A 23,583-nucleotide genomic window follows, 5' to 3' on the forward strand; every position below is an offset into this window, starting at 1 on the left:
TCTAAGCCTCGGCTATGGCGTGCAGTATGCCCTGGGGCGAGAGTGCCTCGCCGCTGAGCTCGGCCACCTTCTTGCGATCACGCATCACCACCACCCGGTTGGCGAAGGCCACCAGCTCTTCCAGTTCGGAAGAGGCCACCAGCAGCGACATGCCGTCCTGGCACAGCTGTTTGATCAGTTTGAGGATCTCGCTGTGGGCGCCGATGTCGATGCCCCTAGTGGGCTCGTCGAGGATCAGCAGCTTGGGTTGAATCGCCAGCCAGCGGGCCAGTATTACCTTCTGTTGGTTGCCCCCGGACAGCTCCCCTATGGCCTTGCTGGCGTTGGGGGTGGCTATCCTGAAGGCCTTGATAAAGTCCTCGGCCATGGCCTGCTGGCGGGCCGGGCTGATGTAACGCCACCAGCCCAACCTGGCCTGTAGCGCCAACACCAGGTTCTCGCGGATGGACAGGGGCCCTATGATGCCGTCGGCCTTGCGGTCCTCGGGGCAAAGGGCGATACCGGCGCGGATGGCATCGGCGGCCCTGGCCAGCTTGAGGGGCGCCCCTTCCAGCCGGATCTGCCCGGCCACCAGAGGGTCGACGCCGAAGGCGGCCCGGCACACTTCGCTGCGCCCCGAGCCCAAGAGTCCGGCCAGGCCCACCGCTTCGCCCTTGCCCACCGACAGCGACACCTCCTCGATGGAGTGGCGCACGCTGACATCGGCCATGTCAAAGAGCCGGGGAGCGGCCTGGCCGCCGGCAACAGCCTGGCTGGCCGTCATCTCCTGCAACTCGGCTCCCAGCATGGCTTCGATAAGCTTGGCCCTCGGCAGCTCCCGGGTCAGAAATTCCCCCACCAGGGTGCCGGAGCGCAGCACGGTGATCCGGTCTGAGACCGCATAGACCTGGTCCAGGAAATGGGTGATAAAGACGATGGCGATGCCGTCGGCCTTGAGCCTGTTGAGGATGCCAAACAGCATGGCAACTTCCCCTGCGTCCAGGCTGGCGGTGGGCTCGTCCAGCACCAGCACCTTGGCATTCATGCCCACGCCCCTGGCGATGGCTACCAGTTGCTGCACCGCCACCGAATACTGGTTGAGGGGTTTGCTGACGTCGATATCCAGCTCAAAGGGCGCCAGCAGGGCCTTGGCCTGTTCACGCATCTTGGCCCAGTGTATAAGGCCCCAGCGCTTGGGCTCGCGGCCCAGAAACAGGTTGTGGGCAACCGACAGGTTGGGCAGCAGGTTCACTTCCTGGTAGACTGTGGCAATGCCCAGCTCCTGGGCTTGCTTGGTACTGCCGGGGGACACAGGCCGGCCCGCCAGCACCATGCTGCCTTCGTCTTTTTGGTAGGCCCCGGTCATGACCTTGACCAGGGTGGATTTACCGGCGCCGTTTTCCCCCAGCAGGGCATGGACCTCGCCGGCAAAAAGCCGCAGCCCCACCGAGTCCAGGGCCTTGACCCCGGGAAAGGCCTTGTGGATACCGGACAGCGCCAGCAAAGGTTGTGGCTCGGTCATGGCCCGCTCCTTACTTGCGCTTCTGGTACTCGGTGGCGGCGGTGTCCTGGCCGAACACCTCCCCTGTGGTGCTGATGAGCTTGGGAATGCCCTTGTCACCGGCCAGCACCTTCTCCACCACCTGGTAGGCGGGAGCGCCTAGATGGGGATTGAGCTCCACCGTGATGTTGGCATCCCCTTCGGCCATGGCCTTGAAGTAGTCGGGTACACCGTCCACAGACACCACCAGCAGGTCCTTGCCGGGCTTGAGACCGGCTTCCTTGATGGCCTGGATCGCCCCCAGGGCCATTTCGTCGTTATGGGACCAAAGGGCACACAGGGATTGGGGATCTTCGGCCTTGAGGAAGCTCTCCATCACTTCCTTGCCCTTGGCACGGGTGAACTCGGCGGTTTGGCTGCGCACTATCTTGGCCTGGGGATAGGCTCCTATCACCTCGTTGAAACCCTTGGCCCTATCGATGGCGGCGGTGGCACCTACTGTTCCCTGCAGCTCGACGATGTTGCACTGCCCCTTGGTCTTGTCCATCAACCAACGGGCCGCCTTGCGGCCTTCTTCGGTGAAGTCGGAGGCGATACGGGTGACATAAAGGCCCTCGGCGGCCTTGATATTGCGGTCCAGGATAACCACCGGAATGCGGGCCCTTTTGGCTTCCTTCAAGACCGGCGTCCAACCGGTTTCCACCACCGGGGCTATGATGATGGCGTCCACCCCCTGGGCGATAAAGCTGCGCACGGCGCGGATCTGGTTTTCCTGCTTTTGTTGGCCGTCGGCGAACTTGAGGTCTATGCCTCTGCTCTTGGCCTCGTCTTTCATGTCCTGGCTGAAGCTGCTGCGCCAGCCGCTTTCGGAACCGACTTGGGAAAAGCCGACGGTGATGGCCAGGGCACTGTGGCTCAAGGCCATAAGGCCGGCTGCGAACAGGGTTTTGAGTGTCATTATTTCCCCCTTTGCTACTGCTGACTGGTTGTTATGGGTTCAGGTCACCGAGAACCGGTAGAGGCTGCGCTGCCGGTAAGGTTGGTGGGCTTTGATCAGGGTGCTGGGAAAGCCGGGATGATTGACGGCGTCCGGGTGGATATGGGGTTCCAGGCAGATCCCGCCATGGCGGATCAAGGCGTCGCCCTGCTCCCCTTTTAGGCTGCCGTCGAGGAAGTTGCCGCTGTAGAACTGCACCCCGGGTTCGGTGCTGAGCAGCTCCAAGGTGCGGCCTGATTTGGGGTCACGCAGGGTGGCCAGCAACAGCGGCTCTGCCACTTTGTGGTCCCTTGCCACCCAGAAGTGGTCATACCCTCCAGGCAGGGCTTCCAGCTCTAGCCCTATGGCTTTGGGCCGGCGAAAATCCATGGCGGTGCCGGCCACCGCCAGCAAGGCCCCGGTGGGGATAAGACCGCCGTCCACCGCCAGATAATGGTTGGCCGCCAGGGTCAACTCCTGGCCCAGCACGTCCCCTCGCCCAGCCAGGTTGAAATAACTGTGGCTGGTCAGGTTGATGGGACCGTCCTGGTCGGCCTCGGCGCTGTAATCGATGGCCAGCTCCCCGGCGTCATTCAGGCTGTAGCTGACCTGGGCCTTGAAGTTGCCGGGATAACCCTGGTCGCCGTCGTCACTGGCAATGACAAAGGTCACCCCTACCCTGTCCGCCAGCTGCCAGGACCAGCTGTCCCAGAAACGCGTGGACAGCCCCTTGGCGCCGCCGTGCAGGTGGTTGGCACCGTCGTTGCGGTCAAGCTGGTAGCTTTTGTCATTGAGGGCAAATCGGCCCTGGCCGATACGGTTGGCACAGCGCCCCACTATGACCCCGAAGTAATAAGGGTTGGACAGCCACTGGGCCTTGTCCTGGTAGTTGAGGGTCACGTCCTTGATACCGTCCCGCCCCGGCGCCTTGATGGACCAGACGGCGGCGCCGAAGTCGGCCAGGGTGACCGACAGGCCATGGCTGTTGCCAAGCTGGTAGAGGTTAACCGGCCTGTGGAAGGCCGGTTCCACCCATTGCTTTTGGCTGAGGGTAAGCGCCATCGGTTAGCCCCCGATAACGCCGTTGCTGCGCTCGCCGTTGACCCAGCGGCTGATCCCCCAGGGATTGTTATCCAAAAGGGCCGCAGGCAGCAGCGCCTGGGGGTAGTTTTGGAAACAGATGGGCCGTACGAAACGGTCGATGGCCTTGGTGCCCACCGAGGTAAAGCGGGCATCGGTAGCCGCCGGGAAAGGCCCGCCGTGCATCATGGCGTGGCACACTTCCACCCCGGTGGGGAAGTTGTTGAACACCAGCCGGCCCACTTTTTCCTGAAGCAGGGTCAGCAGTTCGGGGTAATCCCTGAGTTCATCGGCATTGGCCTGCAAGGTGCCGGACAGCTGGCCTTTGAGGCAGGCCACGGCGGCAAGAAGTTCGGCGGCGTCCTGGCATTGGACCACCACGGAGCTGGGGCCGAACACCTCTTCTTGCAGCTGGGCGTTGGCGATGAAGTCCTTGGCGTCCACCTTGAGCAGCTGGGCCTGGCCGCAAAAGCCGTTCCCCTCCTGTTGCTGGCCCTTGGCCGCCACCACAACCCCTTGCTGGCCGGCCAGGTGCTCTGCACCCTTGCCGTAGCTGCTGGCGATGCCTTCGTTGAGCATGACGCCGGCGGGCACCTGGGCCAACTTGGCGCTGGCACTATCCATAAAGGCGTCCAGTTCGGCGCCCTTGATGCCCAGCACCAGGCCGGGGTTAACGCAGAACTGCCCAACCCCCAGGGTCAGGGAGCCCACAAAGCCTTCGGCAATGGCGGCGGCATTGGCCTTCAGGGCCTGGGGCAGGACCACCACCGGGTTGACCGAGCCCATTTCGGCAAAGACAGGGATAGGTTCTGGGCGTTGGTTGGCCAGGTTGAACAGGGCCATGCCGCCAGCCATAGAGCCGGTAAAGCCCACGGCTTTTACCTCGGGGGCCGTCACCAGGGCGGCCCCCACGTCCCGGCCCGGGCCGGTGACGAAGGAAAAGGTACCGGCCGGCAGGCCGCAGGCTTTAACGGCCTTGGCCAGGGCCTGGGCCACCAGTTCACCGGAGCCGGGGTGGGAGTTGTGGCCCTTGACGATCACCGGGCAGCCGGCCGCCAATGCTGAGGCGGTATCGCCACCGGCCACGGAAAAGGCCAAGGGGAAGTTGGACGCCCCAAAGACCACCACAGGCCCAATGGGCTGTTTGTAGAAACGGATATCGGGGCGCGGCAGGGGTTGGCGCTCCGGCATGGCCAAGTCGATACGGGCATCCAGGTATTCGCCGTTTTGAATGGTGCTGGCAAAGAGTTTGAGCTGGCCACAGGTGCGGCCCCGCTCCCCTTCGACCCGGGCGCGAGGGTAGCCGGTTTCGGCCATCAAGCGCTCCAGCAGATCGTCACCCAGGGCCATGATCTCATCGCTGCAACGCTCTAGGAAGGCGCCACGTTCTTTGAGGCTGGTGGCGGCAAAAACGGGGGCGGCGGCCTTGGCGGCAGCGGCGGCGGCTTTGACCTGCTCGCCGTCGGCATAGGTCAGAGCCGGTTCTATGCTCTGGCCAGTGGCCGGGTTAACACCCTGATATTGGCCGCCCTTGCCCTCGACCCATTCGCCGTTGATGAGTTGTTTACCGGTAATGCTCATAACGCTAAATCCTTTGTCTGTGTATTAAGCCGCCTTTGGGCGACCAGCTCAGCTGGGCCAGGGGCCTCAGATCCAACCGCCGTCCACCACGAAGTCCTGGGCGGTACACATGCTGCTGTCGTCAGAAGCCAAGAACAGGGCCATGGCAGCAATGTTGTGGGGCATCAGGGGAGTCTTGATGCACTGGTTCTTCTCGATGTCTTGCTTGGTCTCTTCGGTTACCCAGAGTTTGAGCTGGCGCTCTGTCATCACCCAGCCCGGGGTCAGGGTGTTGACGCGGATATTGTCCGCCCCCATGTCGCGGGCCAGGCCCCGGGACAACCCCAGGACCGCCGACTTGGCGCTGGTGTAGCCGGGCATGCCGCCCTGGCCCTCGTGCCAGCTCATGGAGCCGAAATTGATGATGGCGCCGCCGCCCAGGGCCTGCATCTGGGGGTAAACGGCCTGGGCCGCGAAGAATTGGGGGCGCAGGTTGATGTTGAGGCGCTCATCCCAGTATTCGGGGGTGACCTCGCGAAAATCGTGGCGGCTGTCGCTGGCGGCATTGTTGACCAGCACCCCTATGTTGCCGAGGGTCTGACCCACGGCGGCGATCACCCCCTTGAGAGCGGCCACATCGATGATGTTGCAGGGGTAGAAATGGGCCAGGGGGCGGCCAAGCTCGCCGTTGAGCCTGTCCACCAGGGCCCGGCTCTCGGCCTCGAGGATGTCCACAAAGGCGACAATGGCGCCCTGGCGGCAGAAGGCCTCCACCAGGCTGGCGCCGATGCCGGAGCCGCCGCCGGTGATAAACACCACTTTGCCGTTCAGGCTGGGATATTGGTTGGATAACTGCATGGCAAACCTCGGGATCAATGGGAGTGGGCCGGTACCTCGGCGCCCCGGCAACCCACCAGGAAGTCGAAGTCGCAGCCTTCGTCGGCCTGCAGCACTCGCTCCCGGTACATTTCCAGGTAACCGCCCGTGCGCATGATGACGCGATTGGCTTTGAGTTTCTCCAATCGTGCGGCCAACTCCTGGTCAGACACCTCCAGATGCAAGACGCCGTTGTGGGCATCCAATTGAATGATGTCGCCGTTTTGCACCGCCGCCAGGGGGCCAAATTCCATGGCCTCGGGGGCCACGTGCAGCACCACAGTGCCAAAGGCGGTACCGCTCATGCGCGCGTCTGAGATACGCACCATGTCCTTGATGCCTTTTTTCAGCACCTTGGGTGGCAGCCCCATGTTGCCCACCTCGGCCATGCCCGGGTAACCCTTGGGCCCGCAGTTTTTCATGACCATGACGCAGTTCTCGTCGATATCCAGATCTGGGTCGGCAATGCGGGCCTTGTAGTCGTCGAAGCTTTCAAACACCACGGCACGGCCCCTGTGGTTCATCAGGTGCGGGCTGGCGGCAGAGGGTTTGAGGACGGCGCCACGGGGAGCCAGGTTGCCCTTGAGCACGCAGATGCCGCCGCTTTCCACCAGGGGCTTATCGAGGGGGCGGATAACATCGTCGTTGTAACAGGGGGAGTCCTTGACGTTGTCCCAGATGGCCTTGCCGTTGACGGTGAGCGCATCCTTGTTGAGCTGGCCGTTTTCTCCCAGGCGGCGCAACACCACCGGCAGGCCGCCGGCATAGTAGAACTCTTCCATCAGGTACTGGCCGGACGGTTGCAGGTTGACGATGGTCGGCACCCCTTTGCCGTGGTGCCAGTCGTCCAGGCTCAGATCCACACCGATACGGCCGGCTATGGCTTTCAAATGGATAACGGCGTTGGTGGAACCGCCGATGGCGGCGTTGGTGCGGATGGCGTTGATAAAGGCGTCACGGGTCAGCACCTTGGACAGCGTCAGATCTTCATGAACCATCTCGACGATGCGCATGCCAGACAGGTGCGCCAGTACATAGCGGCGTGAGTCCACCGCCGGTATGGCGGCGTTACCCGGCAGGCTGGTACCCAGGGACTCGGCCATGCAGGCCATGGTGGAAGCGGTGCCCATGGTGTTGCAGGTACCGGCGGAGCGGGACATGGAGGCTTCGGCGTCCATGAACTCCTGCAGGCTAACATTGCCGGCCTTGTATTCCTCGTGCATGCGCCAGACCAAGGTGCCTGAACCCACATCCTGGCCATGGTGCTTGCCGTTCAGCATGGGGCCGCCGGTAACCACTATGGTGGGCAGGTCGCAGCTGGCCGCGCCCATCAGCAAGGCCGGGGTGGTCTTGTCACAACCCACCAGCAGCACCACCCCGTCGATGGGGTTGCCACGTATGGCCTCTTCGGTGTCCATGGCGGCCAGGTTGCGGGTCAGCATGGCGGTGGGGCGCAGGTTGGACTCGCCGTTGGAGAAAACCGGAAACTCCACCGGTATGCCGCCGGCTTCACGGATGCCGTTCTTGACCCTTTCGGCGATCTGCCGGAAGTGGGCGTTACAGGGGGTGAGTTCAGACCAGGTGTTGCAGATGCCGATCACCGGCCTGCTGTCGAAGTGGTGATCCGGTATCCCCTGGTTCTTCATCCAGCTGCGATACATAAAGCCGTTTTTGTCGTTGCTGCCGAACCAGCTTGCTGACCGAAGTTTTTTCTTGTTGTCGCTGCTCATTGCGTCGCCCACTGATTATTAGTAATACAATAAGATCTATGTGTGCATCTTTACGTCTCCGGCGCCCTTTGTCAACCACACCAAAGTCGTACCCGCCTGGCGGCAGAAACCCGGAAACCCTGGCCAAAAAAGCCTTAACCCCTTGCTATTACTGGGCTGAAGACCAATCCCCTGGCCCAGGAGATGGAAAGGCTTGCCCTGACTCAACAAGTCATACAATATCACTTTAACGTTAACGGAAGGCAATGGACAGAAGCATGACAAGCAATCTCAAGACCCTGGCCGCCGGCTCCCTGATGCTGGCCGCCAGCGCCGGGGCCAATCCCCTTTTTACCGATCAGTACCGCACCGCCGATCCGGCGGCCCTGGTTCATGACGGCACGGTTTACCTCTACACCGGTCACGACGAAGCCAAAGACAACAAGGGCTTTTTCAAGATGAACGACTGGCTGGTTTTCTCTTCCACCGACATGGTGAACTGGCAGCGCCATGGGCCCAGGCTGTCGGTCACCGACTTTTCCTGGGCCAAAGGGGACGCCTGGGCGTCCCAGGCCATTGAAAAGGATGGCAAGTTCTACTGGTACATAACGGCCCGCCATAAGGACGACAAGCCCGGCTTTGCCATTGGCGTCGCAGTGGGCGATAGCCCCCTCGGCCCCTTCAAGGACGCCAGGGGCAGTGCCCTTATCACCAACGACATGACCACAGACACCCCCAACGATTGGGACGACATAGACCCGTCGGTCTTTATCGACGACGACGGCCAGGCCTACCTGTTCTGGGGTAATACCAAACCCCGCTATGCCAAGCTCAAGGCCAACATGACCGAGCTGGACGGCCCCATAGAGCCGTTGGACCTCCCTGACTTCACCGAGGCCATCTGGGTGCACAAGAAAGGGGAGCTCTATTACCTGTCCTATGCCTCGGACTTTCCGGAAAAGATCGTCTACGCCACCAGCAGCAGCATCAAAGGGCCCTGGCAATACAGGGGCATACTCAATGAAGTGGCCGGCAACAGCCCGACCAACCATCAGGCCATCATCGAGTTCAAAGGGAAGGACTACTTCATCTACCACACCGGTGCCGCCCAGCCTGACGGTGGGGAATTTCGCCGCAGCGTGGCCATAGACAGGCTCTACTACAACCCGGATGGCACCTTGAAAAGGGTGGTGATGACCAGCGAAGGGATCACCGAGGCCGCCAAATAGCAGCCCCGGAGCCAAGGGAAAGCCCTTGACCTTAAGGGTGGCCCTATTAATATAATATTGTAATACAAATATCAGTAGCAGAGGGCAGCATGCGTTTAATCCAATTCATCAGCCAGGACCAGCAAAGGGCGGTGGCCCTGGTCCTGTCCCATAGCCAAGTCCAGCCGCTCAAGGAAACGCACAGCGTTTATGAACTGGCCAAAGCCGCCATTGCCAGTAAAGCGTCCCTGGCCGACCTTATCGCCCAGCGGCTCAGCGAAGAGCGCCTCAGTTATGAGTCCATAGTGGCACAGGGCCGCTTGCTGACCCCCTTCGACCACCCGGATCCGGCCCACCTCTATGTGACCGGCACCGGTCTGACCCACCTGGGCAGCGCCGATACCCGCGCCAAGATGCATGCCCAGGCCGGCAACAAGGAAGCGGCCCTGACCGACAGCATGAAGATGTTCAAGATGGGGCTGGAAGGGGGCAAGCCAGCCGAGGGCCAACCTGGGGTACAACCCGAGTGGTTCTACAAGGGGGACGGCAGCATCGTCGTGGCTCCGGGCCAGGCGCTCACCTCCCCCGCCTTTGCCCTTGACGGTGGTGAAGAGCCGGAGATCGCCGGCTTTTACATCAACGACGAGCAGGGCCAGCCCTGGCGTATCGGCTTTGCCCTTGGCAACGAGTTTTCCGACCATGTGACCGAGCGCCAGAACTATCTCTACCTGGCCCATTCCAAGCTGCGCCCCTGCGCCGTGGGCCCTGAACTGCTGGTGGGAGAGCTGCCCCGGGATATCCGTGGCTACTCGCGGATCCTAAGAGACGGCGCGGTGCTCTGGGAAAAGCCCTTCCTGAGCGGGGAGGACAACATGTCCCACAGCATCGCCAACCTGGAAGACCACCATTTCAAATACCCGGTGTTCAACCGCCCTGGTGACGCCCACCTGCATTTCTTCGGCACCGCCACCCTGAGTTTCGGTGACGGCATCGAAACCCAGGCGGGGGATATCTTCGAGATTGGGGCACCGGACTTTGGCCGGGCCCTGCAAAATCCCCTGGCCATTGCCAGCGGACCCCAGCCCAGGGTGAAAAGCCTCTAAACAAAAAACCGGCCCTGGGGCCGGTTTTTTTCCGTTCGTTGTCAGCCGTTGGCGGCCTGCTCCGTCATCTCGTTCAGGGTCTGCACCAGGGCCTTCTTGGCATTGGTGAGGATGGCCTGCATCTCGAACTTGGCCCTGGCCGGGTCACCGTCCTTGATGGCCAGAAAGACCGCCTTGTGGCCAGGCAGGGACGCCACGAACTCGTTGGCGGTGGCACTGGACAGGCGAAAGGAGCTTTCCAGGGCCCGCTCTATGGTCATGCCAAGGGACACCATAAATTCGTTATTGGTGGCGTCCAGCAGGGCGATGTGAAAGTCCAGGTCGCTGGTGTAAACGGCATCGGTGCCGTGTTCCGCCGCTTCCATTGCCTGGTAAGCGTCGGCCAGGGTTTGGATCTGGGCCTCGGTGCGGTGCAGGGCAGCCAAGGCGGCGGCGCTGGGCTCGATGATCTCGCGCATTTCGTAGAGCGCCATGTAAAACTTGGGCTCGGGGTTGTTATCAAAGCACCAGCGCAGCACGTCGGAGTCGAACATGTTCCAGTTCTTGCGGGGCCTGACCCTGGTACCCAATTTAGGCCTGGACTCGATCAACCCCTTGGCACTGAGCATCTTAAAGGCTTCGCGCAAGGCGGTGCGGGACACCCCCATCTCTTCGCCTATGGTGGTTTCGTTGGGAATGTACTCACCCGGCGCGTAGACGCCGCTGACGATACGGGAACCCAGTTCCTGGGCCACCCAGGAATGAATGCTTTGCGGCCTGCTCTTAGCGGGACTTGCCATCAAGTATCCTTTTGCGCCCCTGACAGGGCCTTGGGAGGAACCAACCCCATTGCAGCTGGGCCGGCACAAACCTTAATACAATAACAGTAATGCTACCCCATTTAGGGCCCTACGCCTATCCACAAAGACCTTCGCCAAGGCGCCCCTGGCTGTCAAGTAAGGACTTATCAACTAGGCATCAATAAATATTAGCCATACAAACTTGCCATTTAAGGCAAGCCCCCAAAGAATGAGGTAGACAACAGAGCAGGAATCACCGATGTCCCTGGCGACCCGCCCCCCCAAGTGGCCGTGGTTGTTGGCGGCCGTGGTGTTTGTCGCCGTGTTGACCCTTGCAGAGTACGTGGTACGGCTGCAGGAGTTGCACGCCAGGGAGGCTATGCGGGCCAAGCACATGGCTGCCCTGACCGAATTAAGAGCCAATTTGGAATCCAGTTTCAACGCCCCCCTGCACCTTGGCCAGGGGTTGGTGTCTTTCCTGCGCACCCAACCCAACGCCAGCCCCGAACAGATCAACGCCATGCTGGGGGAGCTGTTCAAGGCCTCCGACCACCTGCGCAATATCGCCGCCGCCCCCGATCTGGTGATGCGCTACGTCTACCCCCTCAAGGGCAACGAAGCGGTGATCGGGGTGGATTACCGCACATTGCCGCTGCAGTGGGCCGTGGTCCAAGACAGCCTGGCCCAGAAGAAAACCCTGCTGGACGGCCCGGTCTCCCTGGTTCAGGGCGGCACAGGGGTGGTAGCCCGCAGCCCGGTGCTCCTCGACGGCGGCCAGGCCTGGGGCATGGTAGGCATGGTGCTGGACCTGGACGGCATCCTGGAGGACGCCGGTTTTCATACCCTGCAGACCGACTTTGAGCTGAGCCTGGAGAACAGCCACAAAAGCGACGGCTGGATAGCGGGGGACAAGGTGCTGCCACAGCCCCAATACCGACTGCCGGTCAAGGTGTTGACCGAGCATTGGACCTTACTGGCCAGCCCCAGGCCCCTACCTGTCCCCAGTGACGTGCCCTTCCACCTGGCCGCCCTGCTGCTGGCCGGCGCCTTTGCCGGCCTGGTCTGGCTGCTGCTGCAAGAGCACCAAAAAGCCATCTTCTGGGCCAATCATGATCACCTGACCTCCCTGCCCAACCGGCGCTGCTTTATGCACAGTCTGGAAAACGCCCTGGAGCAATGGCACCAACGCCGCAGGCCTTTCGCCCTTTTCTATCTGGATCTTAACGACTTCAAAGGGATAAACGACCGCTATGGCCATGCGGTGGGAGACGGCGTGCTGGGGGAAGTGGCCAAGCGCCTGGCCCTGTCGGCCCGCAAGCATGACCTGGTGGCCCGGGTGGGAGGGGACGAATTCGTGCTGTTATTGCAGGACCTGGCCTCCCTCAAGGACGTACAGGGCGCAGCCCAGCGTTTTGTCGACGCAGTGCAGGCCCCCATGTTTATCCGTGGCCAGGAGCTGCAGATCACCGTAGCCCTGGGCCAGGCCAGGCCGGCCAGGCAGGGGGACAGGCCCGACGATCTCATTCGCCAGGCCGACTTCGCCATGTACCGTCACAAACCCCAGGCTATTTCCTGACCCACTGGCCTTCCGGGGTCTTGATGTATTGGCCTTTGGGGGTGCGCTCTATGGCCTTTTGCCCGGCCAGGTTGGCCACCTGCTCCAGGCTGATGCCGTTCTTGCGGGCAATTTGCAGGTAGGCGTCCCGCCTTTTCTGGTTGATGTCCTGGGCCAGGGCCACCGCTTCGGGGGTGGCCTGCACCACACCTAAAAAGCCGTCGGGTTGCTCGCCGAGCAGCCCCTGGCCCTTGGCGTCATCCAGATTCAGGGCGAAAGCGGCCAAAGGTAGCATCAGGGCCGCAGCCAGGGTCCACAGTGTCTTTTTCATGGCATACCTCAGAACAGTTCGCTTTCTTTCTCAAAGAGCGCATCCAGATCCTTGTCGACCTTGACCCGGATCTCATGCTCTATCTTGACGTTCAGGTTGATGGTGATGGGTTCCTTGGGGGCTTCCAGCGCCACCCTTGGCGAACAGGCCACCAGCATCAAGGGTCCTAAGACCAGGGCCAATCGTTTCATGGCTTGCCTCGCTGTTGTTTTACTTGCTGTTCCACTTTTTCCACCACTTCTTCGCCGATACGCAGGCTGCGCAGCAACTGGCGAAGGTTTTCCTGATGAGCGTAATGGAGCCGCACCGGTAAGTCATCCTGGCGCGGATTACGGCCTTCAATCAAGACCTTGAGCTGGGCCTGGCCATCGATGTCCATATCAAAGTCAGCCTGCAGGCTGTCCACCGCCAGGTGGCCGAGGGCGTCCAGCGCCACCTGCACTCCCTGGTTGCTGGCCTTGAGACTGGCCACCGAATCCACGTCCAGCACTTCCACTGTAACAGGTCCCTGGTTATGGAGCCGGGCCCCGCTCACACTCAGGCCGCTCTCCTCCAGGCGAAGAGGGATGGTACCGGCCAGCTCGCCCCCCAAAGACACCACCGGCTTGGCTTGCAGCGCCGCCACCTGGCCAAGGTCAATGCCGCTTAAGCTTACCGCTTGCAAGGCGCTGCTGGGCCAGGTCAATTGCGGCGCAAAAAGGCTGCCCCCCAGCAGCGCCGCCTTACCGCCGCTAAGATGCAGCTGGCCCTGGCCATAAGCCAACTGGGCACTGGCCCCGGTTACCGGGGTGCCTATATCCACCAGGGCCAGGCGTAACTGGCCAGTGCCGGACCAATCCGGCCCGTAGGCCAGCTGCCCTTGCCCTTCCAATCCTTCAAAGCGGCTGGCTCCCCAAAAACCTTGGGCCTGGTGCAGCGCCAGGGTGCCCTTGAAGCGAGGAGCGGGCCAGCGCCAGCTGCCGTCCAGTTCGGCCCGGCCGCCATCCAGGGCCACCGGCAATCCCTGGCTCAAGGCGTTGTTTAAGGTGAGCCGGGCAGCCAGGCTCCCCTGCCAGCCCCCTTTGGCCTGGGTAAAAGGCCCCCCTGCGCTGGCCTGCCAGGCCGGTACCGCCAGCTGCCACTGGCCATTGTCCCCGGCCAGGGTCAACGACCCTTGCCAGGGCGGCAGGCGGCCAGTGGCCCGCACCAGGCCCTGGCCGCTAAGGCTCAGGGTGCCATGGGGGCCAGCGCTGAAGGTCAGGGGCGTTGCCAGGCTGACGCGGCTGGGCTGCACCAGGTTTTGTTGCCAAAGCCCCTGTTCAAGGCTCAGGGCACTGCCGGCCAGCAGCATGGGCTCGGGGCTTAACCGGTAGCTGCCGTTGACCGTCAGGCGCCCACCTTTGTCTAGCAGCGGCGAGCTTTGGGCGCTGATCCCCCCCAGCAGGCCTTCTGCGTCTTTGGCCAGGCTGATATCTCCGGTCAGCTGGCGCCCCTGGTATTGCCAGGCAAGGCCGAGGGCCAACGCCGGCTCGGCCAGGGCAAAGCCCTGGGGCTGGGCGCTGCTGAGCTCCCCTTGGCCATAGGGGCCGCTGACCTTGAGGCGAAAGGGCGCCAGTTGCAGCCAGTCTTGGCTAATGCGAAAGGGCAACACCCCAGCCAACTGCTGGCCCTGGTAGCCCCCGCTCAAGGTTGCTTTGGCATCCAGGGCCAGTTGTTGGCCCCAAAGGGCCTGGCCCTTGAGGGTAAATTGCAGCTGCTGGTAGCTGCCGCTGAGCTCTACGGGCGCCTGGCCTTGCGCCGCCAGGGGCAAGACGGCAGCCTTGGCCAGGCTGAGGCTGGCGCCTTGGTAGTTGAGCTCACCTTGGGACAGGGTCAGGGCATCGGCATCCAGGTTGCCGCTGGCACCGAGGCGCTCCCCGGTCAGCTGCCAGTCCAGGCGCTCAAGCCCGTTGGCCTGGGCCTTAAGATGCAAGGGGCCAAGGGGACTGCTGATATCCCCATCAAGGGTGGCGGCCAGTGTTGCTTTATCCAGCTCCCCCTGGGCGGCCAACTGCCAGGTCGCGCCCAGGCTTTGCCATGTCAAGGGGGCCAGGCTGTGGGCCGACAGCTGCCAGTGCTGGCCTTGCAGCTGCCCTTGGGCGCTAAGGGCCAACTGCTGGCCGCCATAGCCCAAGGCCGGGCTGCTGGCCTTGACGTGCAGTGACTCCAAGCTGCCGGTAAAGCGCCCCTGCCCTTGCAGCTGCACCAAGCCCTGAGTGGGGGCCCAATCCGACAACTGCCCTGCAAACTGAAAATCGCCGCTGGGCTGCCAGTGAAGGGTCAGTTGGCTTTGCTGGTGGCGAAGTTCGGCAGTGACCCTGCCCTGTTGGCTGGCCAGGGTAACGGCCAAGGGCGGTAGGGGCGGGTAATGGAGGGTGGAAAGGTGCAAGGTGCCGGTGGGCAGGGCCGGCAGGGTCACTTCCCCTCCCTGAGATGGGCACTGAGCCACGGCCAGATCCCCTACCCTGATGGCCAGGGGAACGAGCCCATCCAGGTGCAGGTCCTTGGCTTGTACCAGGGGGCAAGCGTCCAGCTGATAGCGCAGGGAGTCGGCCCTGAACCAGCCCAGGCCGCTGATGCTTAAGCCTTGGGGCCAGAACCAGGCCAGCAGCAAGGGCGGCGCCAGCAACAGCAGCAGCGCCAGGCCCCCCAGCCATTTGCCCATCTTGCCTCTCCCAATCCATGCCCCTGTTTCCTAAGGCTAACTTGGGCATAATGGGGGCACAATCCTTTCTGACAGGGAAGCATATGCATCGTCAGTTTGCCGTCATCGGCCTGGGGCAGTTCGGGCAGACCATAGCCCTGGAGCTGATGCGCCAGGGCCACGAAGTGCTGGGCCTGGACAGTGACCAGAAACTGGTGAACCAGTTGGCCCCCCAGCTCACCCAGGCCCTGGTGGTGGATGCCACAGACGAAAACGCCCTCAGCGAGCTGGGACTGAGCGATTGCGACGCCGTGGTGGTGGCCATAGGCGAAGATCTGCAGTCGTCCATTCTGTGCACCCTGCACCTCAAGAGCCTTAAGGTCAGCCAAGTCTGGGTCAAAGCCCTGAACCCGGCCCATCACAAGATCCTGGTCAAACTAGGGGCGGACCGCATCGTCCACCCCGAATACGAGATGGGCCTGCGGGTGGCCCAGAGCCTTAACTACCCCTCGGTGCGAGACTACATTGCCCTTGGCAACGAGCACTTCTTGGTGGAAGTGGCCGCCTCCGAAGCCCTGGACGGCAAGGCCGTTGCCGACCTCAAGCTCGAGGAGCGGCAACTGTCCCTGGTGGCCCACAAGCGGGGCACCGAACTGGCACAGTCACCACCGCCAGCCAAGGATCTCGCCAAAGGGGACATACTGGTGCTGCTGGGTAAATTGCCGGCCCTGCAAGCCCTGTCCAAAGACCTATGAAGCAGTGGCACCAGTCAATCCGCCCCCGCCAATGGCAGGGGCAAAGGAGCCTGGCGGCCAGCCCGCCCATGGTTCTGGCCCTGGGCTTTTTGGCGCTGATCCTGATCGGGGCCGCCGCCCTTTGCCTGCCCTGGTCCAGGGTAGGACCCCTGTCCTTCTGGGACGCCCTCTTTACCGCCACCTCGGCAGTTACCGTAACGGGTCTTGGGGTGGTGGATACCGCCAGCCATTTCACCTACCTGGGCCAAGGCATACTGCTGGTGCTTATCCAGTTGGGGGGCCTGGGCTTTATGACCTTCGGGGTGCTGGTGTTGCTGCTGCTGGCCGGCCGGGTGTCTTTCAGCCATCAGTTTTTGGTTAAGGAAAGCCTCAACCAGACCCAGCTCAGCGACGTGATGCGCCTGGTACGCCACCTGGCCCGCTTCGTGTTGGTGGCCGAAGGCGCCGGGATACTGCTGCTGGCCCTGTGCTGGGTGCCGCAGATGGGCTGGCAAAAAGGGCTCTGGCATGCCCTGTTCTATACGGTGTCTGCCTTTAACAACGCCGGCTTTGCCCTATCCTCCGACAGCCTCAGCCAGTATGTGGCGTCTGGCCCGGTCAATATCATCATCACCGCGCTCTTTATGACCGGCGGCATCGGCTTTGCGGTGGTGTCGGAGCTGGCCCAGAAGCGGCGCTTCAAGGGCCTTAGCCTGCACAGCAGGGTGATGCTGCTGGGCACCCTGGTGCTGAGCCTGGGGGGTATGGCGCTGCTGCTGCTCATTGAATGGCACAACCCCGCCACCCTGGGGGGCCTGGACACGGAAGGCAAGTTCTGGGCGGCCTGGTTCCAGTCGGTCACCACCCGCACTGCCGGCTTCAATACCCTGGACATGGGCGCGCTACTGCCCGCCTCGGTGATGCTGATGCTGCTGCTGATGCTGATTGGTGCGGGCCCCGGCTCTACTGCCTCGGGGATCAAGGTCACCACCTTTGCGGTGCTGCTCGCCGCCACCCGCGCCTTTTTGCTGCGCCGCCCCCAGACCAAGCTACTGAACAGGGCGGTACCGGCGGTGCTGGTGTTCAAGGCCCTGGCGGTGACCCTGCTGAGCCTGATGCTGATCTTCCTGGCGCTGTTCGTGCTTTGTATCAGCGACAGTGACAAGCACTTTTTGGATCTGTGCTTTGAGGTGGTGTCGGCCTTCGGCACAGTGGGCCTGAGCCGGGGCATTACCGCCGACCTGTCCCCCCTGGGCAAAGGGGTGATCATGGTGATGATGTTCCTGGGCCGGGTCGGCCCTTTGACCCTGGGCTTTTTGCTGGCCACCCCCCGCAGCCACCAGATCCGCTTTGCCGAAGAGCCGGTGGCCATCGGCTGACAAAAAAGCCCGGCTTATCGCCGGGCTTTTTATCCCCTTGTCAGACCCCTTCGCGCTGGTGGGGGCTGTCCCAGTCACAGTCAGGGCCCTTGGGCACAATGCCGGTAGGGTTGATGTTGAGGTGGGAGCCATAGTAGTGGCCCTTGATATGGCCAAAGTCCAGGGTGTCCTTGATACCGGGATACTGGTAGAGCTCCCGCACATAGTCGAACAGGTTGGGGTACTGGCTGAGCAGCTGGCGGTTGCACTTGAAATGGCCGTGGTAAACGGCGTCAAAGCGCACCAGGGTGGTAAAGAGCCGCCAGTCGGCCTCGGTCAGGTGCTTGCCTACCAGGTAGCGCTGGCGCGCCAGGCGCTCTTCCAGCGCACCCAGCGTATCGAACAGCTTGTCGTAGGCAGCCTCGTACGCCTCCTGGGTGGTGGCAAAGCCGGCCCGGTAAACGCCGTTGTTGACCCCGTCATAAACGACGCTGTTGATGTCGTCTATGTCATTGGCCAAGGCCTCTGGGTAGAAGTCCCGCTCGTTACCGGTAATGGCGTTAAAGGCGCTGTTGAACATGCGGATGATCTCGGACGACTCGTTGGAGACGATACGCCCCTGTTTTTTGTCCCACAGCACCGGCACCGTCACCCGGCCACTGTAGTCGACCTTGTTCTGGGTATAGAGCTGGTGCAGGTACTGGTGGCCAAAGAGGGCGTCACCGTCCGAGCCGGTGGCCTTGTCGAAGGTCCAGCCCGATTCACGCATCAAGAAACTGACTACCGACACCGAGATATGGGGTTCCAGGCCCTTGAGCTTTCGAAAGATCAGGGTGCGGTGTGCCCAGGGGCAGGCCAGGGACACATAAAGATGATAGCGGCCGCTTTCCGCCGCAAAACCGCCTTCGCCACTGGCGCCGGGGCTGCCGTCCGCCGTCACCCAGTTGCGAAGCTGGGCCGCCTCACGCTGGAACTGGCCACCGCTGTTGTCGGTGTCGTACCACTTATCCTGCCATTGGCCATTGACCAGAAGTCCCATGCTGCTTCTCCATTTTCTTCACTGCCTTCATGGCAACACAGCCCAAGCTTAGACGCCACCCTAAAAATTGAACAAATCCCTTCGGTTATCTGAAAGAAAGCCGATAAACAGCGGGTCCAATAGACGGTTTTTACGAGTGTCGTACCATGATGACCCTGACCTTACGCGCCTTGCTGGTGCTCTTTCTCGGCTGGCAAGGCCTGTCGACCCTGATGTCCAAGGCCATGAACCTGAGTTTCTGGCTGACCCAGGGCCCTGTGGCCATTCCCACCTGGGTAGCCATGGGCTGGGGCGGCCTGCAGCTGCTGTTGGCCCTGTGGCTGCTGACCCCCCGCTATAAGCAGGCGCTGTGGCCGGTGTTGCTGATGCTGGCCCTGCCGCTGCTGGGCATGTTCACCTACCCGGTGTGGATACAGAGCCTGGGAGGCTTCCCGGCCATAGGTGCCGGCCAAAGCATCATCAAGGAGGTGGCCCTCTGCGCCCTGCCCCTGTGGCTGCTGGGCTATCGGCGCCTGGCCGGTTGGCTGGCGGTGCTGGGCTTGGCCCTGGTGTTTGGCTGGATAGGAGCCATGAAATTTACCGCCGTCGAGGCCCAGGGCGTGGCCAAGATGATGCAAAGCTCCCCCTTCACCGCCTGGCCCTACAAGAGCCTCAGCGTACAGGGCGTGTCCTACGCCATAGGGGTGATTGAGCTGGTGCTGCTGGCCATCTTCCTGACCCCAAGGGGCCGCCGCCCCGGTACTTGGGGGCTTTGGGCCACCTTTGCGGTGACCCTGCATTTCTTTTTCTTCTACGACGCAGCCCTGATGCACTGCTGGCTAACCAGCTCAGGGACCTTCCTGCTCAAAGACGCCCTGTTGGCCGGTGCCGCCTGGATAGCCCTTACTCACGGGCCAAGAGCCAGCGTTTCATAAGGCCCGCCAACTGCTGCTGCTCGTCTTCGCTCAAGGGGGCGAGCAGCTCGGCCTCATTGGCCATGTGCAAGACCAGGGCCCGGTCGATCAGGGCCAGGCCCTGTTCGGTCAAAGACACCCTCAAGCTGCGCCTGTCCTCAGCACTTGGGCTGCGCTGCACCAGGCCACGGCTTTCCAGTTTGTCCAAACGCGCCGTCATGGCCCCTGAGCTGAGCATGGCCGACTGGTAAAGCTCGGTGGGGGTTACCGGGCCGCCACTGCGCCGCAAGGTGGCCAGCACGTCAAACTCACTGCTGGTCAGCCCCAAGGCCTTGAAGGGTTTTTCAATTTCCCGGGCCGCCATGGCCGCCATCCGCGACATCCGTCCCCAAACGCCCATGGGCTGGCAATCCAGATCGGGCCGGCACTGGGCCCATTGAGCCAACAACTTGTCTACGTGGTCCACGATTAGCCCCTGAAAAATTATCTTCACAAAAAGATACTTGATCTAAAGTTAAACTGCACGCCAAACTATCTCCACATCAAGATACTTTAACTGGAGATAACAATGCCCATCCTGATTGCCTTGCTGGCACCGCTGCTGTGGGGCAGCACCTATGCGGTGGTCAGCCTCTACCTGGTGGACTTGCCTCCCCTTTGGGTAGCGGTCTGGCGGGCCTTGCCCGCCGGCCTGTTGCTGTTGCTGCTGGCCCCCAGACGCCCACCGCTGCCCTGGGGCAAGCTGGGCTTGCTGGCTTTTTGCAACATAGGGGCCTTCTTCTGCCTGCTGTTCCTGGCGGCCTATCGCCTGCCCGGCGCCGTGGCCGGTACCCTGGGGGCGACCCTGCCCCTGACCCTGATGGCCCTGAACTGGCTCAGGTACGGCCAAAGACCGGCCCTGCGCTGGTTGCTGCTGGCCCTGGTGGGCCTGGGTGGAGTAGTGCTGCTGCTAAACCCGTCGGCCAAGTTGGACCCATTGGGGGTGGCCTGCGCCCTAGGGGCGACCGTGCTTATCGGCCAGTCGAGCCTGTGGATGCAGCGCTGGCCGGTCACAGACCTGTTGGGCCTGACCGCCTGGCAGCTGGTATTGGGTGGCGCCATGCTGGTGCCCCTGGCCTGGCTGCTGGCCGGCCCCATGCCCCTGCCAAAGCCCCAGGCCCTGCCCGGCTTGGCCTGGCTTGTCCTGGCCAATACCGCCCTGGCCTACTGGGCCTGGATCTGGGCCATCAAACGCCTTGGCTCCCAGGTGATGGGCATGCTGGCCCTGACCAACCCCCTGGTGGCGGTCAGCCTGGGTACCCTGCTGGTGGGGGAAGTGCTAAACCTGAGCCAGTGGCTGGGCATAGGGCTTATCCTGGCCAGCCTGCTGCTGATGAAATGGCCGCTGGGCTCTCCTTCCCTCAAGCCCGCCAAGGGCCAGCCCTGACGGCCCCTGGTCAATAAAGAAGGGGCCCTGTCACAGGCCCCTTGAGTGGAAGTGGTTGCTGTTATTGCCCGCCAGCATCAGCCCTGGCCAGCTTCTGGTTGGCGGCCAGTTTCAGGCTGCCGCAGGGGGCATACCAGTCCTTGTCAGCCTGGTAGAGCTGGGTCTTGACCTTCATGATCCCCAGCAGGGAATGGAAGACATCGTCCTGGGAATGAGGCTCGGCGGCCCTTTCCTTCAAGCAGCCCTGGTCCAGGCCCAACTGGGACTCCAGGCCCGCCGACAACCAGGTCACACCGGGTACATGGGTCTGCTGGTCGGGTGCCAGCCACTTGGGGGCGCCGTGCAGGTAGAGGTTGTATTCCCCCAGGGACTCGCCATGATCCGACACGTAGATCATGCCGGTGTCGTAGCCTTTGACCCCTTTTAGGAAACCGATCACCTGGGCCAATACATGGTCGGTGTAGAGGATGGAGTTGTCGTAGCTGTTGACCAGGGCCTCAGTGGTGCAGTCTTTGGGCTCGTTGCTGGCACAGACGGGGGTGAACTGCTCGAAGGCCTTGGGATAGCGTTTGTAGTAGGCCGGCCCATGGCTGCCTTTTTGGTGCAGCACGATCAGGGTGTCCTGGGGATTGGCCGGCAACTGCTGGTCCAACTGGTAGAGCAGTGCCATGTCCAAGCAGTCGCCGTCACAGTCTGGGACGGCCATCTGGGCGGTCTCCTGGTAAGGCACCCGGGTGCACACATCCTTACAGCCGGAGTTGTTGTCCCGCCACAATACCTTGACCCCGGCCCGGGCCAGGATATCCAAAGCGTTGTCACTGAACTTGGCCTGCTCCACGTCAAAATCGGCCTGGGTCTGGTAGGAGAACATGCAGGGCACCGAAATGGCGGTGGCGGTGCCGCAGGAAGTAAGCTGGCTGAAATTCACCACGCCAGCCTTGGCCAATTCGGGGGTGGTGTTCTTGCCATAGCCGTCCAAACCGAAGTTCTGGGCGCGGGCCGTTTCCCCCACCACCATGATCACCAGCTTGGGCTTGGTTTCGGCGCTGCGTTTGGCGTCCAGGCCCAGTTGCTGGAACTGGCGGGGAGCCTGGGTCAGGCTAGCGATATACTTGGCCGAGCCCACTAGCCAGTTGGCCGGGCTGACGTCATGGCGCAGCACCCGGTAATTGCGCACCGGGCCGGCCAGCAGATCGTATTGCAGCCAAGGCACCGCCAGGGTGGCCACCAAAGTAAGACCCAGCATCAAGGCGCGGGCGCCCATCCCCTTAAAACCACGGGGGTAGACCAGGGGCAGGCGCCACAGCAGCCAGATAGCCCCTGCTACCAGGGCCAACACCGCCAGCAGCTCCAGGCTCAGCAGGTCTCCAACTTCCGCCACGTCGGTTTCCGCCACGTTGCGGATCATGTCTGCATCGATGCTGATGCCGTAGGTCCAGGCGAAATAGCTGGCCAGGCTGGTGGCCAGCAGCAACAGGGCCAGCACAGGTTTGAACAGGGGTTTGAAGGTCAGCAGGATAAGGGGCAGGGCCAGCAGCCCAGTCAGCAGCCAGGTGAGCACCAGGCTCAAATCCAGGCGCTCAGCGATGGGCAGGGGAAGCTGGGCAATTTTGCTGTATAGCACCAGGTTGCCCAGCAAGACGATGAGCAGGGCAGACAACAGGGCCCAGAACAGGGAATGGCGAAACATGGCGTGACCCTCAAAATAACTGGGCCACAGCCTAAGAAGGTCCCCTTAAGCACCTCTTAAAACAACGACGGCGGGATTTAAGCTTGGCTTAAGACTGGCGCTCTTCCTCCCGCAAGGTCAGCACCTCTACCCCACTTGGGGTCACCAACACCGTATGTTCCCACTGGGCCGACAGGCTGCGGTCGCGGGTGATCACCGTCCACTGGTCCTTGAGCACGCTGACCGCCGCCTGGCCGGCGTTGATCATCGGCTCTATGGTGAAGGTCATCCCCGGCTCCAGCACCAGGCTCCGCCCCGGCACCCCGAAATGCAACACGTCAGGCATCTCGTGCATGCGTCGCCCTATGCCGTGGCCGCAGTATTCCCGCACCACCGAATAACCCTTGGCCTCGGCATGGGACTGGATGGCATGGCCTATGTCCCCCAGGCGGGCGCCGGGCTTGACCACCTCTATGGCCCGCCACAGGCATTGGTGGCTGACCTCCAGCAGGCGCCGGGCCGGGTCACTGACTTGGCCCAGGCTGTACATCCTTGAGGTATCGCCGATAAAGCCGTCCTTTTCCACCGTCACGTCTATGTTGACGATGTCCCCTTCCTTGAGCCTGTCCTCTTCCTTGGGGATACCATGACAAACCACCTGGTTGATGGAGGTGTTGATGGCCTCGGGAAAGCCGTACTGACCCTTGGTGGAAGGCCTGGCCTTGAGATCCTCGACGATAAAGCGCTCCGCTTCCCTGCTCAGGGCCAAGGTGCTGACCCCGGGCTTGACCAGCGGGATAAGGTGGCTCAGTACCTGGCCGGCCAGGCGGCCCGCCACCCGCATCCGGGCTATGTCATCGTCGGTCTTTATCATGCTCACTCCTGGCCTCCTCGACTAACAACTTGAGCAATTCGGCACCACTCAGGGTGGGGTTTAGTTCACAGGCCCGGCCCAGCTTGAGCCAGAATTCGGCCTGAGCGTTGATGGAGCGGCAAAGCCCCTGGCTGGCCACCCGCACTTCGTCGTGCAGGGCGTCACTGATCTTGACGATACCCACAAGCACCTCAATATACAAAACATATATAAATCGTATATCGATAGGCGCGCCTTGCCAAGGCCGGTACAATGCCCCCTTTAAGCCAAG

At 62.2% G+C, this 23,583-nt stretch carries 22 protein-coding genes; 7 read left to right on the forward strand and 15 right to left on the reverse strand.

Annotated elements, in window-relative coordinates:
- Position 1: 1 nt before the first annotated feature.
- The 6 genes from B3C1_RS10870 to B3C1_RS10895 form a co-directional block, all read right to left on the reverse strand.
- On the reverse strand, positions 2-1,501 hold the full coding sequence (locus B3C1_RS10870) for a sugar ABC transporter ATP-binding protein (protein WP_008484821.1): 1,500 nt from the start codon (positions 1,499-1,501) through the stop codon (positions 2-4).
- A 10-nt stretch (positions 1,502-1,511) separates the two neighbouring features.
- Positions 1,512-2,438 carry an ABC transporter substrate-binding protein gene (locus tag B3C1_RS10875; protein ID WP_008484822.1) on the reverse strand — a complete coding sequence of 309 codons (927 nt, stop codon included), beginning with the start codon at positions 2,436-2,438 and terminating at the stop codon, positions 1,512-1,514.
- A gap of 39 nt (positions 2,439-2,477) precedes the next feature.
- Entirely contained in the window at positions 2,478-3,518 is a 1,041-nt protein-coding gene (locus tag B3C1_RS10880) for an aldose epimerase family protein (RefSeq protein WP_008484823.1), read from the reverse strand.
- A gap of 3 nt (positions 3,519-3,521) precedes the next feature.
- Entirely contained in the window at positions 3,522-5,117 is a 1,596-nt protein-coding gene (locus B3C1_RS10885) for an aldehyde dehydrogenase (NADP(+)) (RefSeq protein WP_008484824.1), read from the reverse strand.
- 66 nt (positions 5,118-5,183) lie between these two features.
- A complete protein-coding gene (locus tag B3C1_RS10890) occupies positions 5,184-5,954 on the reverse strand; it encodes an SDR family NAD(P)-dependent oxidoreductase (RefSeq protein WP_008484825.1) in 771 nt (256 codons plus the stop codon).
- Positions 5,955-5,968: 14 nt separating this feature from the next.
- Complete coding sequence (locus B3C1_RS10895; protein WP_008484826.1) at positions 5,969-7,702, reverse strand: IlvD/Edd family dehydratase; 1,734 nt, start codon at positions 7,700-7,702, stop codon at positions 5,969-5,971.
- Positions 7,703-7,959: 257 nt separating this feature from the next.
- Here B3C1_RS10895 and B3C1_RS10900 point away from each other — a divergent pair, with 257 nt between their 5' ends.
- Positions 7,960-8,910 (forward strand): glycoside hydrolase family 43 protein, encoded by a 951-nt coding sequence (locus B3C1_RS10900; protein ID WP_008484828.1) that lies wholly within the window; start codon positions 7,960-7,962, stop codon positions 8,908-8,910.
- A gap of 89 nt (positions 8,911-8,999) precedes the next feature.
- Positions 9,000-9,992, forward strand: a complete 993-nt coding sequence (gene araD1, locus B3C1_RS10905; protein WP_008484830.1) for an AraD1 family protein — start codon at positions 9,000-9,002, stop codon at positions 9,990-9,992.
- A 41-nt stretch (positions 9,993-10,033) separates the two neighbouring features.
- Here the strand turns inward: araD1 and B3C1_RS10910 are convergent, their stop codons facing one another.
- Positions 10,034-10,771, reverse strand: a complete 738-nt coding sequence (locus B3C1_RS10910; protein WP_008484831.1) for a FadR/GntR family transcriptional regulator — start codon at positions 10,769-10,771, stop codon at positions 10,034-10,036.
- 259 nt (positions 10,772-11,030) lie between these two features.
- Between B3C1_RS10910 and B3C1_RS10915 the strand changes: the two genes are divergently transcribed.
- Positions 11,031-12,347 carry a diguanylate cyclase domain-containing protein gene (locus B3C1_RS10915; RefSeq protein WP_008484832.1) on the forward strand — a complete coding sequence of 439 codons (1,317 nt, stop codon included), beginning with the start codon at positions 11,031-11,033 and terminating at the stop codon, positions 12,345-12,347.
- On the opposite strand, the gene B3C1_RS10920 is transcribed toward B3C1_RS10915, so the two are convergent.
- From B3C1_RS10920 to B3C1_RS10930, 3 genes are read right to left on the reverse strand one after another with little or no spacing between them, the layout of a single operon-like run.
- Positions 12,337-12,657 carry a YdbL family probable chaperone protein gene (locus tag B3C1_RS10920; RefSeq protein WP_008484833.1) on the reverse strand — a complete coding sequence of 107 codons (321 nt, stop codon included), beginning with the start codon at positions 12,655-12,657 and terminating at the stop codon, positions 12,337-12,339. The genes B3C1_RS10915 and B3C1_RS10920 overlap by 11 nt on opposite strands.
- Positions 12,658-12,665: 8 nt before the next feature.
- Positions 12,666-12,848: a YnbE family lipoprotein gene (locus B3C1_RS10925; protein WP_035481901.1), complete on the reverse strand. Its 183-nt coding sequence runs from the start codon at positions 12,846-12,848 to the stop codon at positions 12,666-12,668.
- Positions 12,845-15,340 carry an intermembrane phospholipid transport protein YdbH family protein gene (locus B3C1_RS10930; RefSeq protein ID WP_008484835.1) on the reverse strand — a complete coding sequence of 832 codons (2,496 nt, stop codon included), beginning with the start codon at positions 15,338-15,340 and terminating at the stop codon, positions 12,845-12,847. The genes B3C1_RS10925 and B3C1_RS10930 overlap by 4 nt, the downstream gene beginning before the upstream one ends.
- Before the next feature lie 83 nt (positions 15,341-15,423).
- Here B3C1_RS10930 and B3C1_RS10935 point away from each other — a divergent pair, with 83 nt between their 5' ends.
- The gene (locus B3C1_RS10935) at positions 15,424-16,074 is read left to right on the forward strand and encodes a potassium channel family protein (protein ID WP_008484836.1); all 651 of its coding nucleotides are present in this window, start codon (positions 15,424-15,426) and stop codon (positions 16,072-16,074) included.
- Positions 16,071-17,432 carry a TrkH family potassium uptake protein gene (locus tag B3C1_RS10940; RefSeq protein ID WP_008484837.1) on the forward strand — a complete coding sequence of 454 codons (1,362 nt, stop codon included), beginning with the start codon at positions 16,071-16,073 and terminating at the stop codon, positions 17,430-17,432. Before B3C1_RS10935 ends, B3C1_RS10940 begins: the two co-directional genes overlap by 4 nt.
- A 40-nt stretch (positions 17,433-17,472) precedes the next feature.
- On the opposite strand, the gene B3C1_RS10945 is transcribed toward B3C1_RS10940, so the two are convergent.
- Entirely contained in the window at positions 17,473-18,450 is a 978-nt protein-coding gene (locus B3C1_RS10945; protein ID WP_008484839.1) for a glutathione S-transferase family protein, read from the reverse strand.
- A 146-nt stretch (positions 18,451-18,596) separates the two neighbouring features.
- Between B3C1_RS10945 and B3C1_RS19405 the strand changes: the two genes are divergently transcribed.
- A complete protein-coding gene (locus tag B3C1_RS19405; protein WP_008484841.1) occupies positions 18,597-19,364 on the forward strand; it encodes a DUF417 family protein in 768 nt (255 codons plus the stop codon).
- Here the strand turns inward: B3C1_RS19405 and B3C1_RS10955 are convergent.
- On the reverse strand, positions 19,333-19,809 hold the full coding sequence (locus tag B3C1_RS10955) for a MarR family winged helix-turn-helix transcriptional regulator (protein ID WP_336391118.1): 477 nt from the start codon (positions 19,807-19,809) through the stop codon (positions 19,333-19,335). The genes B3C1_RS19405 and B3C1_RS10955 overlap by 32 nt on opposite strands.
- 102 nt (positions 19,810-19,911) lie before the next feature.
- Here B3C1_RS10955 and B3C1_RS10960 point away from each other — a divergent pair, with 102 nt between their 5' ends.
- Complete coding sequence (locus B3C1_RS10960; RefSeq protein WP_008484844.1) at positions 19,912-20,769, forward strand: DMT family transporter; 858 nt, start codon at positions 19,912-19,914, stop codon at positions 20,767-20,769.
- A 61-nt stretch (positions 20,770-20,830) separates the two neighbouring features.
- Here B3C1_RS10960 and B3C1_RS10965 read toward each other — a convergent pair whose 3' ends face one another.
- The 3 genes from B3C1_RS10965 to B3C1_RS10975 form a co-directional block, all read right to left on the reverse strand.
- A complete protein-coding gene (locus B3C1_RS10965) occupies positions 20,831-22,459 on the reverse strand; it encodes a phosphoethanolamine transferase (RefSeq protein WP_008484846.1) in 1,629 nt (542 codons plus the stop codon).
- Positions 22,460-22,547: 88 nt separating this feature from the next.
- Positions 22,548-23,312, reverse strand: a complete 765-nt coding sequence (gene map, locus B3C1_RS10970) for a type I methionyl aminopeptidase (RefSeq protein ID WP_008484848.1) — start codon at positions 23,310-23,312, stop codon at positions 22,548-22,550.
- Positions 23,293-23,496, reverse strand: coding sequence for a ParD-like family protein (locus B3C1_RS10975; RefSeq protein WP_035481933.1), 204 nt, complete (start codon positions 23,494-23,496; stop codon positions 23,293-23,295). Before B3C1_RS10975 ends, map begins: the two co-directional genes overlap by 20 nt.
- Between the last annotated feature and the right edge of the window lie 87 nt (positions 23,497-23,583).

Origin of the sequence: Gallaecimonas xiamenensis 3-C-1, assembly GCF_000299915.1 — a bacterium.
GTDB classification, from domain to species: Bacteria; Pseudomonadota; Gammaproteobacteria; order Enterobacterales; family Gallaecimonadaceae; genus Gallaecimonas; species Gallaecimonas xiamenensis.

Coding starts and splice junctions, on each gene's coding strand:
- B3C1_RS10910 (WP_008484831.1), bottom strand. CDS start 10,771: ATGGCAAGTCCCGCTAAGAGCAGGCCGCAAAGCATTCATTCCTGGGTG.
- map (WP_008484848.1), bottom strand. CDS start 23,312: ATGATAAAGACCGACGATGACATAGCCCGGATGCGGGTGGCGGGCCGC.
- B3C1_RS19405 (WP_008484841.1), top strand. CDS start 18,597: ATGATGACCCTGACCTTACGCGCCTTGCTGGTGCTCTTTCTCGGCTGG.
- B3C1_RS10945 (WP_008484839.1), bottom strand. CDS start 18,450: ATGGGACTTCTGGTCAATGGCCAATGGCAGGATAAGTGGTACGACACC.
- B3C1_RS10875 (WP_008484822.1), bottom strand. CDS start 2,438: ATGACACTCAAAACCCTGTTCGCAGCCGGCCTTATGGCCTTGAGCCAC.
- B3C1_RS10925 (WP_035481901.1), bottom strand. CDS start 12,848: ATGAAACGATTGGCCCTGGTCTTAGGACCCTTGATGCTGGTGGCCTGT.
- B3C1_RS10870 (WP_008484821.1), bottom strand. CDS start 1,501: ATGACCGAGCCACAACCTTTGCTGGCGCTGTCCGGTATCCACAAGGCC.
- B3C1_RS10880 (WP_008484823.1), bottom strand. CDS start 3,518: ATGGCGCTTACCCTCAGCCAAAAGCAATGGGTGGAACCGGCCTTCCAC.
- B3C1_RS10930 (WP_008484835.1), bottom strand. CDS start 15,340: ATGGGCAAATGGCTGGGGGGCCTGGCGCTGCTGCTGTTGCTGGCGCCG.
- B3C1_RS10965 (WP_008484846.1), bottom strand. CDS start 22,459: ATGTTTCGCCATTCCCTGTTCTGGGCCCTGTTGTCTGCCCTGCTCATC.
- araD1 (WP_008484830.1), top strand. CDS start 9,000: ATGCGTTTAATCCAATTCATCAGCCAGGACCAGCAAAGGGCGGTGGCC.
- B3C1_RS10940 (WP_008484837.1), top strand. CDS start 16,071: ATGAAGCAGTGGCACCAGTCAATCCGCCCCCGCCAATGGCAGGGGCAA.
- B3C1_RS10960 (WP_008484844.1), top strand. CDS start 19,912: ATGCCCATCCTGATTGCCTTGCTGGCACCGCTGCTGTGGGGCAGCACC.
- B3C1_RS10935 (WP_008484836.1), top strand. CDS start 15,424: ATGCATCGTCAGTTTGCCGTCATCGGCCTGGGGCAGTTCGGGCAGACC.
- B3C1_RS10895 (WP_008484826.1), bottom strand. CDS start 7,702: ATGAGCAGCGACAACAAGAAAAAACTTCGGTCAGCAAGCTGGTTCGGC.
- B3C1_RS10885 (WP_008484824.1), bottom strand. CDS start 5,117: ATGAGCATTACCGGTAAACAACTCATCAACGGCGAATGGGTCGAGGGC.
- B3C1_RS10920 (WP_008484833.1), bottom strand. CDS start 12,657: ATGAAAAAGACACTGTGGACCCTGGCTGCGGCCCTGATGCTACCTTTG.
- B3C1_RS10890 (WP_008484825.1), bottom strand. CDS start 5,954: ATGCAGTTATCCAACCAATATCCCAGCCTGAACGGCAAAGTGGTGTTT.
- B3C1_RS10915 (WP_008484832.1), top strand. CDS start 11,031: ATGTCCCTGGCGACCCGCCCCCCCAAGTGGCCGTGGTTGTTGGCGGCC.
- B3C1_RS10900 (WP_008484828.1), top strand. CDS start 7,960: ATGACAAGCAATCTCAAGACCCTGGCCGCCGGCTCCCTGATGCTGGCC.